The following is a 17,329-nucleotide window of genomic DNA, read 5'->3' as shown; positions in this document are numbered from 1 at the left end:
GCCAAGTTGGCTATCGTCTTTGCGGTGACAGATCCGGACTTGGGAAAAAAAGGCATTTCGGCCTTCCTGGTGCCCACTGCTACGCCAGGGTTTGTGGTTGATCGCACGGAACACAAGATGGGCATTCGTGCCTCGGATACCTGCGCAGTTACCCTCAACCAGTGCACGGTGCCTGAAGCCAACTTGTTGGGTGAGCGCGGCAAAGGCCTGGCCATTGCTCTGTCCAACCTCGAAGGCGGGCGCATCGGTATTGCCGCCCAGGCCTTGGGCATCGCCCGTGCGGCGTTTGAAGCGGCGCTGGCGTATGCACGGGATCGGGTGCAATTCGACAAAGCGATCATTGAGCACCAGAGCGTTGCTAACTTGCTGGCCGATATGCAGACGCGCTTGAATGCCGCACGCTTGCTGATCTTGCATGCTGCGCGTCTGCGCAGTGCCGGCAAACCATGCCTGTCGGAAGCGTCACAAGCCAAGCTGTTTGCTTCGCAAATGGCTGAGAAGGTTTGCTCCTCGGCGATGCAGATTCATGGCGGGTATGGGTATCTGGAGGATTACCCGGTGGAGCGGTATTACCGGGATGCACGGATTACGCAGATTTATGAGGGCACGAGTGAGATTCAACGGATGGTGATTGCGCGGGAGCTGAAGAATTATCAGCTTTGAGGGTGTTAGGGGGCTGTCAACTGTGGGGGCGGGCTTGCCTGCTATGGCATCAACGGGGTGCGCCTGATGTACCGAGGTGCCTGCATCGCAGGCAAGCCAGCCCCCACAGTTGGATCTCGTTACATCAGCCAGAGCGTGCTGCGGTGCTTTTGCCCTGTTTTTTTTGCTTCAACCACTCAGGTCGGCTACTAGGCCGCCGTGCTTTTGCTTTTGATCTGAGGTGCCGAGTGGTGGGGCGAAGACGTTTGGGTTACTTTTGGCTGGGCCGGCATTCCCGTCTTTCCAAAAGTGACCCGCTGTAACAGCGCAACCCTAGGCGGCCGTTACCTCAGCCCCCAACCGCAACCGCCCCCTACCGGTCCTTAAACTCAGGCGCCCGCTTACCCACAAACGCCGCCATCCCTTCCTTCTGATCCTGCGTCGCAAACGCCGCATGAAACACCCGACGCTCAAAACGCACACCTTCAGAAAGGCTCACCTCAAACGCACGGTTCACGCTTTCCTTGACCATCATGCTGATCGGCACCGATTTACCGGCTATCAAGGTCGCCACCTTCAACGCCTCTTCCAGCAATTCATCAGCCGGCACAATGCGCGCCACAATCCCACAACGCTCAGCTTCCACCGCATCGATAAAGCGCCCAGTCAGGCACATTTCCATGGCCTTGGCCTTGCCCACCGCACGGGTCAGGCGCTGAGTGCCGCCCATACCCGGCAGCACGCCAAGGTTGATTTCTGGCTGACCAAACTTGGCCCCATCACCCGCCAGGATAAAGTCGCACATCAACGCCAGTTCACAACCGCCACCAAGGGCGAAGCCGTTAACCGCAGCAATGATCGGCTTACGCCGGTTAGCCACCCGGTCACTGTCGCTGAACAGATCATCCAGGTAGATTTGCGGATACGTCAGCTCCGCCATTTCCTTGATGTCAGCCCCGGCAGCAAAAGCTTTTTTCGAGCCGGTCAGCACGATGCAGCCGATCTCAGGGTCGGCTTCCAGCCCGTCCAACGCCTGATTCAACTCGCTGACCAGCTGCGCATTCAAAGCATTCAAGGCGTGCGGACGATTAAGGGTAATCAGCCCGACGCGGCCCTGGACTTCGAGCAAAATGGTGTCGTAACTCATGTAGTGGCTCCTTAAAGATTGCGTGAGATGACCATGCGCTGGATATCGCTGGTGCCTTCGTAAATCTGGCAGACCCGCACATCGCGGTAGATCCGCTCAAGGGGGAAGTCGCTCAGGTAACCGTAACCGCCCAAGGTTTGCAAGGCAGCCGAGCAGACTTTTTCGGCCATTTCCGAGGCAAACAGCTTGGCCATCGAGGCTTCGACCAAGGCCGGTTTGCCGCTATCACGCAGGGCGGCGGCGTAATGCACCATCTGCCGGGCGACCGCGATTTGGGTGGCCATGTCGGCCAGGCGGAACGCCACGGCCTGGTGTTCGATCAAGGCTTTGCCAAAGCTTTCGCGTTCACGCGCATAGTCGCGGGCCGCCTCAAACGCGGCACGGGCCATGCCCACCGATTGCGAGGCGATGCCGACGCGGCCACCTTCAAGGTTGGCCAGGGCGATCTTGTAGCCTTCGCCCTCCTCCCCAAGCCGATTGGCGACCGGCACCTTCACGTCCTCAAACAGGATCTGGCAGGTGTCGGAGGCGTGCTGACCAAGCTTGTCTTCAACCCGCGCGACCGTGTAGCCCGGCGAATCAGTGGGCACGATGAACGCGCTGATCCCACGTTTGCCGGCGGCCGGGTCGGTGACCGCAAACACAATCACGACGCCGGCGTTTTGCCCGGAGGTGATGAACTGTTTGCAGCCATTGAGCACGTAGTGATCGCCTTCCAGGCGTGCACGGGTTTTCAGGCTGCTGGCGTCGGAACCGGCTTGCGGTTCGGTCAGCGCGAAGGCGCCCAGCATGGCGCCGCTGGCCAAGGGCTTGAGGAATTGCTCTTTGTGCTGATCGTTGCCGAATTTCAGAATCGGCACGCAGCCCACTGAGTTGTGCACGCTCATGATGGTCGAGCACGCGCCGTCACCGGCGGCGATTTCTTCCAGCGCCATGGCGTAGGCCAGGTAGCCGGTGTCGCAACCGCCCCACTGTTCCGGCACCAACATGCCGAAAAAGCCCAACTCGGCCATTTCGCCGATGGCTTGCGTTGGAAAACGGTGCTCGCGGTCCCACTCGGCGGCGAACGGTTTCAAACGCTCCTGGGCAAATTGCCGGGCCGCGTCGCTGATTTGCAGTTGTTCGTCATTGGGCAGCATAAAAAGTCCTTAATACACGCATTCGACGGCCATGGCCGTGGCTTCACCGCCGCCGATGCAAATCGCAGCAACGCCGCGCTTGAGGCCTTTCTGGCGCAGGGCCGAGAGCAACGTCACCAGGATGCGCGCACCCGAGGCACCAATCGGGTGGCCCAGGGCGCAGGCGCCGCCGTGAATGTTGACCTTGCTGTGCGGGATTTCCAGTTTGCTCATGGTCACCAGGCTGACCACCGCGAAGGCCTCGTTGATCTCGAACAGATCTACTTCGTCGAGGTTCCAGCCGGTCTTACTCATCAGCTTGCGAATCGCGCCCACCGGTGCCACCGGGAACAGCCCCGGCTCATCGGCAAATGCGGCGTGGCCATGGATCACCGCCAGCGGTTTGAGGCCGCGCTTGTGCGCTTCGGACTGACGCATCAACAGCAACGCCGCCGCCCCGTCGGAAATCGAACTGGCGTTGGCCGCCGTCACCGTACCGCCTTCGCGGAACGCGGGTTTGAGGCTGGCAATCTTGTCCAGCTTGGCTTTCGGTGGTTGTTCATCATGCAGGATGGTTTTCTGCTCTTTGCCCACCATGACCTGCACCGGGACAATTTCGGCGGCGAAGCTGCCATGGGTGATCGCCTCTTGCGCACGGGTTAGCGAGGCAATGGCGAAAGCGTCCTGGGCCTCGCGGGTAAAGCCGTTGTGCTCAGCACAATCTTCAGCAAAGGTGCCCATCAGGCGACCTTTGTCGTAGGCGTCTTCGAGGCCGTCGAGGAACATGTGGTCAAGCACCTTGCCGTGGCCCATGCGGTAGCCGCTGCGTGCGCGGTCGAGTAGGTACGGTGCGTTGGACATGCTTTCCATGCCGCCGGCCACCACCACATCGACACTGCCGGCCAACAATGAATCGTGGGCCAGGATGGTCGCTTCCATGCCCGAGCCGCACATTTTGTTGAGCGTGGTGCAGCGGGTGCCCTTGTCCAACCCGGCGCCCAAGGCTGCCTGCCGTGCAGGTGCCTGGCCGAGGCCTGCGGGCAGTACGCAGCCGAACAGCACTTGATCCACGGCGTCCGGCGCAATACCGGCACGCTCGACGGCGGCGCGAATCGCTGCGGCCCCAAGCTGCGGCGCGGTTAGCCCTCTGAGGTCGCCCTGGAAACCGCCCATGGGCGTGCGTACGGCACTGACAATAACGATGGGGTCGCTCATAAAAATCCTCCTTACTTGGCTGTCATGCGCAAAGCACCGTCGAGACGGATCACCTCGCCATTGAGCATGCTGTTTTCAATGATGTGCCGCACCAGCGCAGCGTATTCGGCAGGCCTGCCCAGGCGTGGCGGGAACGGCACGCCGGCGGCCAGGGAATCGCGCACTTCAGACGTCATGCCAGCCATCATCGGCGTTTCGAAAATGCCGGGGGCGATGGTCATGACCCGGATGCCGAAGCGCGCCAGCTCCCGTGCGGCGGGCAGCGTCAGGCTGGCGATGGCGCCTTTGGAGGCCGAATATGCCGCCTGGCCGATCTGCCCGTCGAAGGCGGCCACTGATGCGGTATTGATGATCACGCCGCGCTCGCCATCGGCATTTGCCTCGGTTTCGGCGATGGCCGCAGCGGCCAGGCGCAGCAGGTTGAAGCTGCCGATCAGGTTGACGTTGATTACCTGGGCAAAGCTGGCCAGGGCATGGGGGCCGTTCTTGCCGAGGATTTTCTCGCCGCGAACCACACCGGCGCAGTTCACCAGCCCGTGTAACCCACCAAAGGCCGCGACGGTGGCTTGCACGGCGGCTTCGGCAGCGGCTTGCTGGCTGATATCCGCCACCGCGCTGCGGGCGCTATCGCCCAGCTGTTTGGCCTTGGCCGCGACGGCCTCGGCGTTCAGGTCGACCAGCATTACCTTGGCGCCGGCGGCGACCAGCATTTCTGCGGTGGCCGCGCCGAGGCCCGAAGCGCCGCCGCTGACCAGGAATACCTTGTTTTCAATCTGCATCTCTATTTCCTTTGAAAGGGATCACGCCAGTGCCGCTTGAGCCTTGGCGATTTCCTGATTACGCAAAATAAAACGCTGCAGCTTGCCACTCGGGGTCTTGGGCAAGTCGCTGACAAATTCGATTTCCCGCGGGTAGGCATGCGCGGCGAGGCGCTTGCGTACGTGCAATCGCAGCTCTTCGGCCAGCTCCGGCGTCGCGCGGTATTGCTCACTGATCACCACGAAGGCTTTCACCAGTTCAGTGCGTTCCGGGTCAGGCTTGCCGACCACCGCCGCTTCGACCACGGCCGGGTGTTCAACCAGCGCACTTTCCACGTCGAACGGGCCTACTCGGTAGCCCGACGTGGTGATCACATCGTCGCTGCGCCCGACGAAGCTGATGCTGCCGTCCGGGTTGCGCTCCACGGTGTCGCCGCTGAGGTAGTATTTGCCGACAAACGCCTTGGTTTTCACGCCGTCATAGCCGGCGAACCAGCACATCGGCGACTGTTCGCGGTCGATAGCCAGGATTCCCGGCTGGCCGGCGGACAATTCCTGGTGATCGTCATCCAGCACCACAATGCGATGCCCTGGCGAGGCGAACCCGGCTGCGCCGACATGCACTGGATGCAGCAGGCCGTGGTGGTTGCACAGCACCATGCCCAGTTCGGTCTGGCCGTAGTGGTCGTGGATGGTGACGCCCAGGTTATCGGCGAACCAGCGGATCACCTCCGGGTTCAACGGCTCACCGGCACTGCTGACAATGCGCAGCTTGCCTTTGATCGACCGGGCGAACTGCTCGCCACCGGCAATCAGCAGGCGGTACGCCGTTGGCGAACCGGCGAGGTTGGTAATCGCGTATTTGTTGATCACCCGGCACGTGCTCTCCAGGGTGAAAGGCCCATCGTAGAAGGTGATCGGGTGGCCCATGGACAGCGGCCCGGTGACACCGAAATAGATGCCGTAGGCCCAGCCCGGGTCCGCAACGTTCCAGAACGCATCTTCGGGGCGCAGGTCCACCGCGTCGCGGGTGTAGCTCTGGAACGCGACGATGGCCTTGAGTGGCACTGACAGTGCTTTCGATGGGCCGGTTGTGCCCGAGGTGAACATCAGCAAAAAGGGATCATCGGCGCCCAGTAGCACCGGCTCGCACACATTGGGGTAGTTAGGTAATTCGGCCCAGAAACTGTAATCGCCGTGCACGATGCCTTCGCCCTTGGCACCGGCGACGGTGACGATGGTCGGGCAACCCTGCACTTGCGCCAGCTTGGGCCGGTTCACCGCGTCGGTGACCACCAGCGCTGCACCGGAACTGTTCAGGCGGTGTTCGATGGCCTTGGGGCCGAATGCGGTAAACAGCGGCTGGTAAACTGCGCCGATACGCCAGGTGGCAAACACCACCACCAGCAATTCCGCCGTGCGTGGCAACAGGCCCGCCACTTTGTCACCACGTTTGACGCCCTGGGCCAGGAGGAAATTGGCGAAACGGGCCGCCTGGTCCTGCAAATCAGTAAAGGTCGACGTGGCGCTGCGCCCGTCCTTACCTTCCCAGAACAGTGCGATGCGGCCCGGCAGTGCGTGCCGGTCGCAGCATTCCACGCAGGCATTCAGTGCCTGCAGGTTGCCAGCCAATGCGGCGTTGACGGTGTGCTGGTAATCAAACTCGGTGGTGGCTGCCAAATACTCACGCATCGCTTCAATCCTTGTGTTTTTTATTTTTAGGACATTTTTGAGCCTGTAAGCGTGGAAATAGTCGCTCTAGAGCGCTGGAGCGGCAATGGTCAAAGCCTTCAACTTGGCTGACTGGTTTGGCCAATGCTTATGTGCCCCATCCGTTCGAGCGAGCCTTGATGCGCAGCAAACAGGGCAAAGAAGCGAGTGCACGTTGGCGGCTGTCGCCTCCAGCTCGACCCGAGCACCGAGCACCGGGCAGCGCCAGGCCCGCGACCGGCATGGCCGCGCGCACCCGTTTGTTGGGTAGAGTGTCGGTTGCAAAAAACGGCTAGTCGGTTTGCAGCGAACCTGCCGGGGCGTTCTTATCGGCTACGCTGGGCAACATTTCGTTCAGCCGGTACGTGTGGGGATTGGGCGCAAAGTCCACACCAGCCGCAGCGAGGCTGGCTTTGGCGACTTCGATCCGTTTTGCCAAGGCGGTTGGCAGCGCAGGCGGCTCACTGTCGCGGGGTACATCAATGTTAAGTGCGAACACATAAATGTTACCGGCTTGCTCGACCCATCCTACGAACCAGCCAATACCCGGATCATGCTTACCCGCCCAGCCCGTCTTGCCATACAGGCGCCACGTCGTACCGGTTTCGAGCTTGATTATTTCCCTTACCTCGGCTTGCAGGCTTACTGGGTAGGGTAATTTCCCTTGCGCGAGGCGCGTAAGAAATTTCACTTGTTCGATGGCGCTGATCCGCAGCGAGTCGTCGAGCCAGAATGTCTCAACGGATGTGCCGATAACGCGATTGCCATAGTGGAGTGCATTGAGGTTCGCTTGCATCGGCGCCAGGCCCACCCGCCGCGCAAGCACTTGATAAGCCTTGACGTTGGACGTTGCGATAGCTTCACGCAAGTTCATGTCCTTTTCCCATGCTGTGAGCATCTGCGGCTGACCATCATGACGATAGAACACCTCATCCACCCCACCGACACTGCCGGTGTGCAAACCGATCAAGCTATTGGGGATTTTGAACGTGGACGCTGGCGTGAAGCGCGTTTCGGCGCGTTTCTTGTTATGGCCCACCCACTGCTGGGTACTGGCGTCATACAGGACGAACGTGCCGCTGACCTCGGCTTTGTTGAAAACCTCATCAATCGCAGGGCTGGTTCTTAGCTCGACGGCCAACGCGGGCGTGGCGAGTAACAGTCCAGCAAGAAAAAAAATAGGCTTGAGCAGCATTTTAAGCGTCCTTTTCAGTTGAAGGTGTCTGCGGCCCGCGACTAACCGGTTGGTGATCATAAGAGTCGAAACGGGTGCCAGTACGAATCAGCTTGTTTCTAAACTATTCATCGACGCTGTGAATGCGCAGTTTTTCGCGAAACCCAGGTGCTGAGCGACCCGCTCGTGCGCACCCTGGAGCGCGAGACGCTTGCTGCTCTGGGCGAAAGGCACTTGGCGCCTGCCCTGGAGCCGGTTGAATACGTGCTGAGCTGATGCGGGTTTGACACCTGCCGTGGTCTGACCGAAGCTGGTAGCTTTGCACTAGCTGCCCCAGCTTTTGGACGCCTGCATGTCAAAGTCACGCCGTTACTCCATCTTCGGCCTGTGCGCCCTGTTGTTGATTGTGCTGCTCACTTGGTTCTTCTCCCGTTCCAGCCCGGTGGCCGTGCCGCCCGCCATTGCCCATGGTTACGGCAAAGCCTTGAAACAGGCGCATAACGGTGAACCGGGCGCCGCGCGCGTGCTGTATCAACAGCTTGGTCGGCCCGACCTTTCACCTGAACGTCGCGCAGCGTTGCACGCTGAATTGCCCAACTACCCAAGCCCCCAGGCGCTAAAACTGGCCGATAAAGACGTGGCCAATGATTCGCCATTGGTGCGCGAGGCGGCGATTCACAGCATCGTCGGGCTAGTGCCCAACGGCCAACGCGTGTTGTTGCTGGGGCCGGTCCTTGACGATCCTGAACAAGAGGTGCGCTTTGCCGCCGCCAATGCGTTGTTGGGTCTGTCGCCGGATACCTTGGGCCTGTACTTCGGGCCCTTGCAGCAAGTACTTGATGAGTTCGTGAAAAAACTCAAGGAGCAGCCTGAAACCGCCGAGGGCTGGATTCAGCTGGCGCGCTTGTACATTCACAGCGTGCTGCTACCGGACGCGCAAAATGCCTTGGCGCAAGCCATGCGTTTACAGCCGGACAACCTGCAAGCGGGTGTAGCGCAGATCGAATTATTGGACAAACAAGGCAAGACCGACGAGTCGCGCCAGCTGCTGGCACGGCAACTGGCCGCGCATCCTGAGTCGGCCTACCTGCAACATGCCTTGGGCATGTGGTTGCTGCATCACGGCGAGCGCCCTTATGCCTTGCTCGGCCTGTCCAAAGCGGTGGAACTGGAGCCGGACAATCAGGATTACCGCTACGACCTGGCGACCACGTTGCACGCCCAGGAAGAGCTTGAAGCAGCCCAGCGTCAACTGGAAGAAATCGTGCAGCGCCATCCCGCCAACCGCAAAGCCCGCGTGTTGTTGATCAACTATTGGAAAGAGACCGGCCAGCTGCAAAACGTCCAGGTGTTACTGGCGCAACTTGAGCAGCAAAACCCGGACGATCCTGCACTGCAACAAGGCCTGTAAGAGCCAACCCTTAAGTTAAGGGCGACCAACCACCTGTGGCGAGCGTGCTTGCCCTGCGCGGGGTACATATCCGGTATTCGGGTCATGGCTCAGATCGGCTCCGCTCTTACCGCCATGCCTTTGAAGGTCTTGGATTAAAATCCCCCCAAACCTCAGTCAGGATGACGAAAAGAGCTGGGAAGCCGCCGTTACCGCAGCAACGGATATGTACTCAACCCAACTAAAGCAGCTCCGCCACCCAGGCGCACGCACCACAGGTTGCTGCGTGCCGAGCCCCTCTTAATCACCTGGAAGTCACCCGGCTACAAAGCCCCTGAAGGCTAGCTATAAGCCCGACGCAGTTACAAATATTACGAAGTGTTGAACCGCCACGGGCCACTACGGTCAAGTAAATATGGCGCGCCCAAGGCGGCGCGCTCCTCTACTTGTACGTGACCCGAGGGCACTTCTTGTCTACATCCAAAGAGCTGTTCAGTGAAAAGGCGGCTACCGGCATCGAAGGTCTTGATGACATTCTTTCCGGGGGGCTATCGCGCAGCCACCTGTTCCTGCTGGAAGGCGAACCTGGCACGGGTAAAACCACCGTAGCCCTGCATTTTCTGCAGGCTGGCGCAAAAAACGGTGAACGATCCCTGTACATCACCCTGTCCGAAACCGAGCGCGAATTGCGCCAGGGCGCCGAGTCCCATGGTTGGGACCTGGATGACAACATCCACATCTTCGAACTCACCCCACCCGAGAGCCTGCTCGACGCCGACCACCAGCAGAGCCTGTTGTACTCGTCGGACCTGGAACTGGGCGAAGCCACCCGGCAAATCTTTGAAGTGGTCGAACAGGTCAAGCCGACGCGCGTGGTCATCGACAGCCTGTCGGAGATCCGCCTACTGGCGCAAAGCTCGCTGCGCTATCGCCGCCAGATCCTGGCGATCAAGCACTACTTCGTACGCTACAATGCCACCGTGCTGCTGCTCGACGACCTGACCACCGAATCCCTGGATAAAACCGTGCACAGCGTGGCCCATGGCGTGATTCGCCTGGAAGAATTGACCCCCAGCTACGGCGCCGAACGTCGCCGCGTGCGGGTGGTGAAATACCGTGGTCAGAAATACCGTGGCGGTTTCCACGACTTCACCATCATGGCCGACGGTATCCATGTGTTTCCACGCCTGGTCGCCGCCGAGCATCGCGGCGGCTACGTGCGCCAAACCCTGAGCAGTGGCATTGCGCAATTGGATGCACTGATGGGCGGCGGTGTCGAGACCGGTTCGAGCAGCTTGATCCTGGGGCCTGCCGGTACCGGCAAATCGTTGATCTCGATGATCTTTGCCGCAGCCGCCGTGACCCGTGGCGAGAAAGCCGCGCTGTTCATCTTCGATGAAGAGCTGGGCCTGTTGTTCGAACGCATGAGAAACATGGGCATCGACCTTGAGGCCCTGCAAGCCACCGGCAACCTGCTGATCGAACAGGTCGACGCTGCCGAGCTGTCGCCGGGCGAGTTCTCGCACCGGGTGCGGCGCTGCGTGGATGAACGCGGTATCAAAACCGTAGTGATCGACAGCATCAACGGCTATCAGGCCGCGATGCCGGAAGAAAACGCACTGATCCTGCACATGCACGAACTGCTGCTGTACTTGAACCGCCGTGGTGCTGCGACGTTTATGACGGTCGCCCAGCATGGCCTCGTTGGCGATATGCAGGCTCCCGTCGACATTACCTACCTGGCCGACACGGTTATTCTGCTGCGCTACTTCGAAGCGCTGGGCAAGGTGCGCCGTGCCATTTCGATTATCAAGAAACGCACCGGCTCACACGAATCGACGATTCGTGAATACCGCATCGGCAGCCTAGGCATGACCGTCGGCGAGCCGCTCGATAATTTCCAAGGCGTATTACGCGGTATCCCGACCTACATGGGCGCCGGATCCCCTCTGCTTAAGGATGAGGGCTAGTGACCGGTTTATCCCCTCTCTCAGAGCGTGCAATTATCCTGGCGCCATTGGGCCGTGACAGCACACTGGCGCTGATGATGCTTAACGAGGCCGGCTACAGCGGCATTATTGCCAGTCACCTGGGGGCTTTATGTGAAGCCCTGGAACAAGGCGCCGGCTTGCTGGTAATTGCTGCCGAAGCGTTGCGCGGCGTCGATTTGGCGCCGTTGCTGGAGCATTTGCACCACCAGCCGGCCTGGTCGGACTTGCCGATCGTACTGATGACCCATCATGGCGGCAGCGAGCAGAACGGCTCCTCGCATTTAAGCGGGCTGCTGGGCAACGTGACCTTCCTGGAGCGCCCCTTCCATCCGGTGACCCTGATCAGCTTGGTGAGCGCCGCCCTTCGCGGCCGGCGTAGGCAATACGAAGCCCGCGACCGGCTGATTGATTTGAGCGAGAGTGAACTGCGCCTGCAACGCACCCTGGAAACCCTTGAACAGCAAGTCGAGGAGCGCACAGCGCAACTGCGCACCAATGAAGAAGCGCTGCGCCAATCACAGAAAATGGAAGCCGTCGGCCAGTTGACCGGCGGCATCGCCCATGACTTCAACAACATGCTCACCGGGATCATCGGCAGCCTGGAGCTGCTGCGACGGCGTGTGTCACGCGGCAAGCTGGATGACCTCGACAGCCTGATCGACCTCGGCGTGACCTCAGCCAACCGCGCGGCGGGCCTGACCCACCGACTGCTGGCGTTCTCCCGTCGTCAGTCACTGGACTCCAAACCGGTGGAGATCAGCAAGTTAGTGACCTCCATGGGTGAATTGCTGCAACGCAGCATCAATGAAAGCATCGCCTTGGATATGCGTCTAGGCGAACTGCTCTGGACCGCCGAAGCCGACCCCAACCAGCTCGAAAGCGCCCTGCTCAACCTGGTCATCAATGCGCGCGACGCCATGCCCGGCGGCGGCAAGCTGGTGGTGGAAACCACCAACCGCCACTTGGACAGCGTGTTCACTGCCGCCTACGGCACATTGAAACCCGGCGATTACGTGGAGCTGAGCGTCAGCGACACCGGCTGCGGTATCCCCGAACACCTGCTCGGCCGGGTCTTCGATCCCTTCTTCACCACCAAGCCCATTGGCCAGGGCACAGGCCTTGGCTTGTCGATGATTTATGGCTTTGCCCGCCAGTCCCACGGCCATGTCACGATTCACAGCGAAGTCGGTAAAGGTACTACCGTCAGCCTGTTCCTACCGCGTTTTGTCGGTGAAATGAAGACGCTCGAGTTGCTCAACCCAACGCTGCTGCCTTTCGCCAATGCGGGTGAGACGGTGTTGATTGTCGAGGACGACCCGGCGGTACGGGTATTGGTCAGTGTCGTACTTAAAGAGCTGGGTTACGCCTTTGTCGAGGCGGGTGATGCCGACACGGCGCTGCCAATCATTGAGTCAGACCAGCGCATTGACCTGCTGATCAGTGATGTAGGCCTGCCCGGAATGAACGGCCGGCAGATGGCCGAAATCGGTCGGCAGATGCGTCCCGAGCTCAAGGTGCTGTTCATCACCGGGTATGCCGAACACGCGGCAGTGCGCGGTGGCTTCCTGGACCCTGGGATGCAATTGATCACCAAGCCGTTCACGTTTGATCTGTTGACGGCGAAGGTGCGGGAGATGATTCGGGATTGACGCTCTACAACAAGGGCTGCCAGGCAGCCCTGGAGTGGTTTACGCCAGCAAGCGCTGGATATGCTCTTGCAGCGTATCCAAGTCAAACGGCTTGGCCAGGATCGGTGCATTGCGCGTGATCGGGCTGTTGCAGTCGAGAATTTCCTGCGGATAACCACTGATAAAGATTACTTTCAATTCCGGTCGCAGCTTGATCGCAGGCTCAGCGATCTGCACCCCGGAAATCCCGCCCGGCAAGCGATAGTCAGTGACCATCAGGTCCAGGTGCGGCTTGGTCGCGAGAATTTCGAACGCCTGCTCGCCGTCAATCGCCTTCAACACCCGATAGCCCAGCCCAGCCAGGTATTCACCCAGCACAAACATAATGGATTCGTCGTCCTCGACGATCAGAACGACATCTTGTGCATCTTCACTCATGGGAAGCCTTTGTCCGGTCAATTGCTGCAGTTACGACCATGGGGTCACGCAGAGGTTGCGTCGAGGTGACGATTGATTTCATGTCGACGCCTCAAGTGGCAGGCACACCCGGAAACGAGCGCCCTCGTCGATCTGGCTTTCGACCTCAATACTGCCGCCGTGGGCCGCCACGATCTGCTCGGAAATAAACAACCCCAGGCCCAAACCCGCCGATACATGGCTGGCCGATACCCGCTCGAACTGTTGAAAAATACGCTTCTGGTTGTCTTCACTGATGCCGATGCCATGGTCACGCACTTCCACCCGCGCTTCGCCATGCTCGGTATAGACCCGCACTTGCACCGGGCTCTTGGCCCCGTAGCGCAGCGCGTTGGTCAGCAGGTTTGACACCACCTGCTCGATGCGGAACTCATCCCAGTTGCCCTCCACGGGGCCTTCGGTTTCCAGCTGCATCGATGAGTCGGCCGCCGCCACTTGCGGTGCAAAGTTTTCCACCAGGTTACGCACCAACTGGGCCAGATCAAAGCGCGCCGGGCGGATGGACAGCTTGCCGGTGCGGATACGCGACACGTCGAGCATGTCTTCGATCAGGCGAATCAGGCTTTTGATCTGGCGCTCATCGCGATCAACCATGGCGTGCATCTTGTCCAGGGTGAACGCGGCCGCGTTATCCTTTGCCAAGTGCATCTTGCGCAGTTGGGTTTCGAGAATCAGGCCGTTAAGCGGCGTGCGCACTTCGTGGGCGACGATCGACATGAAGTCGTCACGCATGCGCACCGCCTGCTCCAGCTCAGCCTGGGTGGCCTGCAGGCGCGTCAGCAGCAGTTCCTGCTCGCGACGGCTGCGTTCCAGGGCCTCCACCTGCAGTTTCATCGCCTTGCTCTGGCGGTACAAGTCGACGAACACATTGACCTTGCTCTTCACCGCGTGGATATCCAGTGGCTTGTGCAGGAAGTCCACGGCGCCGCTTTCATAGCCTTTGAAGGCGTAATTGAGTTCGCGGCCGGCGGCGCTGACGAACACAATCGGGATGTTCTTGGTTTTTTCGGTGCCGCGCATCAGTTCGGCCAGCTCGAAACCATTCATGCCGGGCATTTGCACGTCGAGAATCGCCATGGCGAACTCGTGCTCCAGCAACAGTGACAACGCCTCATCGGCGCTCAATGCCTTGAAGACCTGGCGATCCTCGCGCTTGATCAGCGCTTCGAGGGCCAGCAGGTTTTCCGGCAGATCGTCGACGATCAGCAGTTTGGCCTGGATATTACTTAACATGGGGAAGATTCCAGGGAAGCCAGCAATGAGGCAATGCGGCTCAAGGTCAGAATATGGTCAGGTGTGTGCAGCGCCAAGGCCGCCAACGGCATGACGGCGATGCGTGCTTCGTCGGGGTCTTGTACCACCGTGGTGCCGCCCGACTGCTTGACGTGGACCAGCCCGTGCGCGCCATCCTGGTTGGCGCCGGTCAGCAGGATCGCCAGCAAACCCTTGCCATAGGCATCGGCGGCAGAGGCGAACAGGTAATCAATGGCTGGGCGGGAGTGGTGCACGCGGTCTTCCTGGCTCAGGGACAAACTGCGGTCATGTTCTACCGAGAGGTGATAGCCGGGCCCGGCGAAGTACACCGTGCCGGCCACGATCACTTCTTTGTCCTGCGCTTCCTTCACCGGGATCCGCAAGCGCCGTGCAAACACTTCCGCCAATTGGCTGCGGCGTTCGTCCGGCAGGTGCAATACGGCAATAATCGGCAAGGCAAACCCTTCAGGCAGCTCGCCAAAAATCGTCAGCAACGCCTCGACACCACCGGCAGAGGCGCCGACGACGATGGCTTCAATCCCGAATAACGGGTTGGCTTGCGCCTCGTTCATGATTTTCGGTAGATCCGTTCCTGCTTGACCAAGGGTTCGAATTGTTTGCTGTAGGCGGAAAAATCCAGGGTTTCCTTACTGCCCAGCACCAGGAAGCCGCGATGACACAGCGACTCATGAAACAATCCAAACGCCCTATCCTGCAATTTTTTATTGAAGTAAATCAGCACATTGCGACATGAAATTAATTGAGTTTCTGAAAATACGCTGTCAGTCGCCAGGCTGTGATCCGCGAAGGTAACGTTCTCACGCAGCGTCTTGTCGAAGATCGCGTAATCGTAGGCCGCCGTATAGTAGTCGGCGAATGAACGCTGGCCACCAGCCTGCTGATAATTGGCAGTGTAGGCGCGTACATTTTCCAGCGAGAAAATCCCTTGTTTGGCCTTCTCCAGCGACGCCGGGTTGATGTCCGTGGCATAGATGATAGTGCGCTCGAGCAGCCCCTCTTCGCGCAGCAGGATGGCCATGGAGTACACCTCCTCCCCCGTGCTGCAGCCGGCGATCCAGATCTTGATCGACGGGTAGGTCTTGAGCAACGGCACCACTTCCTGGCGAATCGCCAGAAAATGCGACGGGTCGCGAAACATCTCGCTGACCGGGATCGTCAGAAATTGCAGCAACTGCATGAACGCAGAAGGATCGTGCAGCACCCGCTCCTGCAGCGCGGAAATGGTCGCGCAATCAAACTGACGCAGGGCATGGGCCACGCGGCGCTTGACCGACGCACCGGAATAGTCACGAAAGTCGTAGCTGTACTTGAGGTAAATCGCCTCGATCAACAGGCGCAGCTCAATATCGCTGCTTTTGTCCAAAAAACGCTGCTCCACTTAAATACGTTCCATCTTCGGTAGCCACACGCGAATCAGCGAGAACAGGCGATCCAGGTCAATCGGCTTGGCCAGGTAATCGTTGGAACCCGCCGCAAGGCAGCGCTCCTGATCGTCCTTCATGGCCTTGGCCGTCACCGCAATGATCGGCAGTTTCTTCCAGCGCGGGTCCTGGCGGATCAAGGCGGTCGCCTCGTAACCGTCCATCTCCGGCATCATCACGTCCATCAGCACCAGGTCGATGTCGTCAACTTCATTGAGTTTATCGATGGCTTCACGGCCGTTACGCCCGATCACCACCACCGCACCTTTATGCTCCAGGGCGCTGGTCAGGGCGAAAATGTTGCGCACATCGTCGTCCACCAACAGGATTTTACGCCCCTCGAAGACCTTGTCGCGACTGCGCGCAGTCTTGAGCATCTTCTGGCGGTCATGGGACAGCTGGGATTCGACTTTGTGCAGAAAGAGTGTCACTTCGTCCAGCAAGCGTTCAGGTGAGCGTGCCCCTTTAATGATGATCGAGCGCGAATACTTGCGCAGCTCGGCCTCTTCATCGCGAGTCAAATTGCGCCCGGTGTAGACGATCACCGGCGGGAACGAGCAAATATCCTCGGTGGCCATGCGCTTGAGCAGCTCATTGCCCAGCATGTCCGGCAGCTTGAGGTCGATGATCATGCAGTCGTAGATGTTGGTGCGCAGCAGGTCCAGGGCGGCCTGGGCGAAGCCAACATCGGTAATTTCAATGTCATCGTCGCCGATCAGGCGGGCAATGCTGTCGCGTTGCAAATCGTCGTCTTCCACCAGCAATACGCGCTTGACCTTCTGGGTCAGCTTGGCTTCCAGGCGTGCAAACACGTCCTTGAGCTCTTCGCGGGTGGTGGGTTTAACGGCATAACCGATGGCGCCCATGTGCATGGCGGCTTCGACACGGTCTTCCACGGAAATCACATGCACGGGAATATGGCGGGTATTGGCGTGTTCTTTCAGGCGTTGCAGCACGGTCAGCCCGGAATGGTCGGGCAGGCGCATGTCCAACAGGATCGCGTCCGGCACGAATTCCTCGGCCAGGCTGTAGCCTTCGTCCGCGCCGTGGGCGACCAAGCATTGGTAACCCAGCTCGTGGGCCAGGTCGAACAGAATACGCGCAAAGTTCGGCTCGTCTTCCACCACCAGGATGCAACGGGTGGTGAATGGGGCCTTGTCACGGTCATCGGCAAAGCGCGGGATCTGTTGGGCATCGGCCACCGGCAGTGGTGAAACCGCGATGGGCGCTGGCGCGGGGGCCGCCACGGCCTGGCGCGGCTGCTCGATGGGGGCAGCGCCCTCCTCGCGTTCGACGTACTGCTCCGGTAAAACCAGGGTAAAAACACTGCCCTTGCCCGGTTCGCTGGTCACGATGATATGGCCCCCGACGAACGTGGCCTGG

At 59.9% G+C, this 17,329-nt stretch carries 14 protein-coding genes and 2 pseudogenes; 5 read left to right on the top strand and 11 right to left on the bottom strand.

Translation table 11 applies throughout. The annotated features are described in order from the left end of the window. Positions 1–663: acyl-CoA dehydrogenase family protein (locus tag E0F99_RS23670; protein ID WP_207303096.1), on the top strand; the 663-nt coding region annotated here is incomplete at its 5' end. 352 nt (positions 664–1,015) lie between these two features. Here the strand turns inward: E0F99_RS23670 and E0F99_RS23665 are convergent. The 6 genes and pseudogenes from E0F99_RS23665 to blaOXA form a co-directional block, all read right to left on the bottom strand. Continuing rightward, a complete protein-coding gene (locus E0F99_RS23665; protein WP_083358372.1) occupies positions 1,016–1,789 on the bottom strand; it encodes an enoyl-CoA hydratase in 774 nt (257 codons plus the stop codon). Positions 1,790–1,800: 11 nt separating this feature from the next. Then, on the bottom strand, positions 1,801–2,928 hold the full coding sequence (locus E0F99_RS23660) for an acyl-CoA dehydrogenase (protein ID WP_083358371.1): 1,128 nt from the start codon (positions 2,926–2,928) through the stop codon (positions 1,801–1,803). Positions 2,929–2,937: 9 nt separating this feature from the next. Then, complete coding sequence (locus E0F99_RS23655; RefSeq protein WP_083358370.1) at positions 2,938–4,122, bottom strand: acetyl-CoA C-acyltransferase; 1,185 nt, start codon at positions 4,120–4,122, stop codon at positions 2,938–2,940. A gap of 11 nt (positions 4,123–4,133) precedes the next feature. Beyond that, positions 4,134–4,901, bottom strand: a complete 768-nt coding sequence (locus E0F99_RS23650) for an SDR family NAD(P)-dependent oxidoreductase (RefSeq protein WP_083358369.1) — start codon at positions 4,899–4,901, stop codon at positions 4,134–4,136. A 21-nt stretch (positions 4,902–4,922) separates the two neighbouring features. Then, positions 4,923–6,572 (bottom strand): AMP-binding protein, encoded by a 1,650-nt coding sequence (locus E0F99_RS23645; RefSeq protein ID WP_083358368.1) that lies wholly within the window; start codon positions 6,570–6,572, stop codon positions 4,923–4,925. Between the two features lie 406 nt (positions 6,573–6,978). Next, positions 6,979–7,785 (bottom strand): annotated as a pseudogene (blaOXA, locus tag E0F99_RS23640) (class D beta-lactamase); the annotation flags it as partial. 162 nt (positions 7,786–7,947) lie between these two features. On the opposite strand from blaOXA, the pseudogene E0F99_RS30590 reads away from it, so the two are divergent. The 4 genes and pseudogenes from E0F99_RS30590 to E0F99_RS23620 form a co-directional block, all read left to right on the top strand. Continuing rightward, positions 7,948–8,040, top strand: a pseudogene (locus E0F99_RS30590) (bestrophin family protein); the annotation flags it as partial. A gap of 76 nt (positions 8,041–8,116) precedes the next feature. Further along, the gene (locus E0F99_RS23630; protein ID WP_083358366.1) at positions 8,117–9,175 is read left to right on the top strand and encodes a tetratricopeptide repeat protein; all 1,059 of its coding nucleotides are present in this window, start codon (positions 8,117–8,119) and stop codon (positions 9,173–9,175) included. A 449-nt stretch (positions 9,176–9,624) separates the two neighbouring features. Beyond that, entirely contained in the window at positions 9,625–11,124 is a 1,500-nt protein-coding gene (locus E0F99_RS23625) for an ATPase domain-containing protein (protein ID WP_083358365.1), read from the top strand. Continuing rightward, entirely contained in the window at positions 11,124–12,794 is a 1,671-nt protein-coding gene (locus E0F99_RS23620) for an ATP-binding protein (RefSeq protein ID WP_083358364.1), read from the top strand. The genes E0F99_RS23625 and E0F99_RS23620 overlap by 1 nt, the downstream gene beginning before the upstream one ends. A 39-nt stretch (positions 12,795–12,833) precedes the next feature. Here the strand turns inward: E0F99_RS23620 and E0F99_RS23615 are convergent, their stop codons facing one another. From E0F99_RS23615 to E0F99_RS23595, 5 genes are all read right to left on the bottom strand, one after another. Beyond that, entirely contained in the window at positions 12,834–13,211 is a 378-nt protein-coding gene (locus E0F99_RS23615; RefSeq protein WP_003217591.1) for a response regulator, read from the bottom strand. A gap of 78 nt (positions 13,212–13,289) precedes the next feature. Beyond that, positions 13,290–14,483, bottom strand: a complete 1,194-nt coding sequence (locus E0F99_RS23610) for a hybrid sensor histidine kinase/response regulator (RefSeq protein WP_083358363.1) — start codon at positions 14,481–14,483, stop codon at positions 13,290–13,292. Beyond that, complete coding sequence (locus E0F99_RS23605; protein ID WP_083358362.1) at positions 14,477–15,076, bottom strand: chemotaxis protein CheB; 600 nt, start codon at positions 15,074–15,076, stop codon at positions 14,477–14,479. The genes E0F99_RS23610 and E0F99_RS23605 overlap by 7 nt, the downstream gene beginning before the upstream one ends. Next, positions 15,073–15,903, bottom strand: coding sequence for a CheR family methyltransferase (locus E0F99_RS23600; protein ID WP_173667116.1), 831 nt, complete (start codon positions 15,901–15,903; stop codon positions 15,073–15,075). Before E0F99_RS23600 ends, E0F99_RS23605 begins: the two co-directional genes overlap by 4 nt. After that, positions 15,904–17,329: response regulator (locus tag E0F99_RS23595; protein ID WP_130908952.1), on the bottom strand; the 1,426-nt coding region annotated here is incomplete at its 5' end.

Source organism: Pseudomonas antarctica (assembly GCF_900624995.1).
Lineage (GTDB): Bacteria > Pseudomonadota > Gammaproteobacteria > Pseudomonadales > Pseudomonadaceae > Aquipseudomonas > Aquipseudomonas antarctica.
The sequence above is the reverse complement of the archived record's forward strand: the minus strand, read 5'-3'. Positions and strand labels throughout refer to the sequence as shown.

Bases quoted from the DNA above. Each gene is read 5' to 3' on its own strand.
- E0F99_RS23660 (WP_083358371.1), bottom strand. From the start codon at position 2,928: ATGCTGCCCAATGACGAACAACTGCAAATCAGCGACGCGGCCCGGCAA.
- E0F99_RS23610 (WP_083358363.1), bottom strand. From the start codon at position 14,483: ATGTTAAGTAATATCCAGGCCAAACTGCTGATCGTCGACGATCTGCCG.
- E0F99_RS23615 (WP_003217591.1), bottom strand. From the start codon at position 13,211: ATGAGTGAAGATGCACAAGATGTCGTTCTGATCGTCGAGGACGACGAA.
- E0F99_RS23665 (WP_083358372.1), bottom strand. From the start codon at position 1,789: ATGAGTTACGACACCATTTTGCTCGAAGTCCAGGGCCGCGTCGGGCTG.
- E0F99_RS23645 (WP_083358368.1), bottom strand. From the start codon at position 6,572: ATGCGTGAGTATTTGGCAGCCACCACCGAGTTTGATTACCAGCACACC.
- E0F99_RS23650 (WP_083358369.1), bottom strand. From the start codon at position 4,901: ATGCAGATTGAAAACAAGGTATTCCTGGTCAGCGGCGGCGCTTCGGGC.
- E0F99_RS23655 (WP_083358370.1), bottom strand. From the start codon at position 4,122: ATGAGCGACCCCATCGTTATTGTCAGTGCCGTACGCACGCCCATGGGC.
- E0F99_RS23605 (WP_083358362.1), bottom strand. From the start codon at position 15,076: ATGAACGAGGCGCAAGCCAACCCGTTATTCGGGATTGAAGCCATCGTC.
- E0F99_RS23630 (WP_083358366.1), top strand. From the start codon at position 8,117: ATGTCAAAGTCACGCCGTTACTCCATCTTCGGCCTGTGCGCCCTGTTG.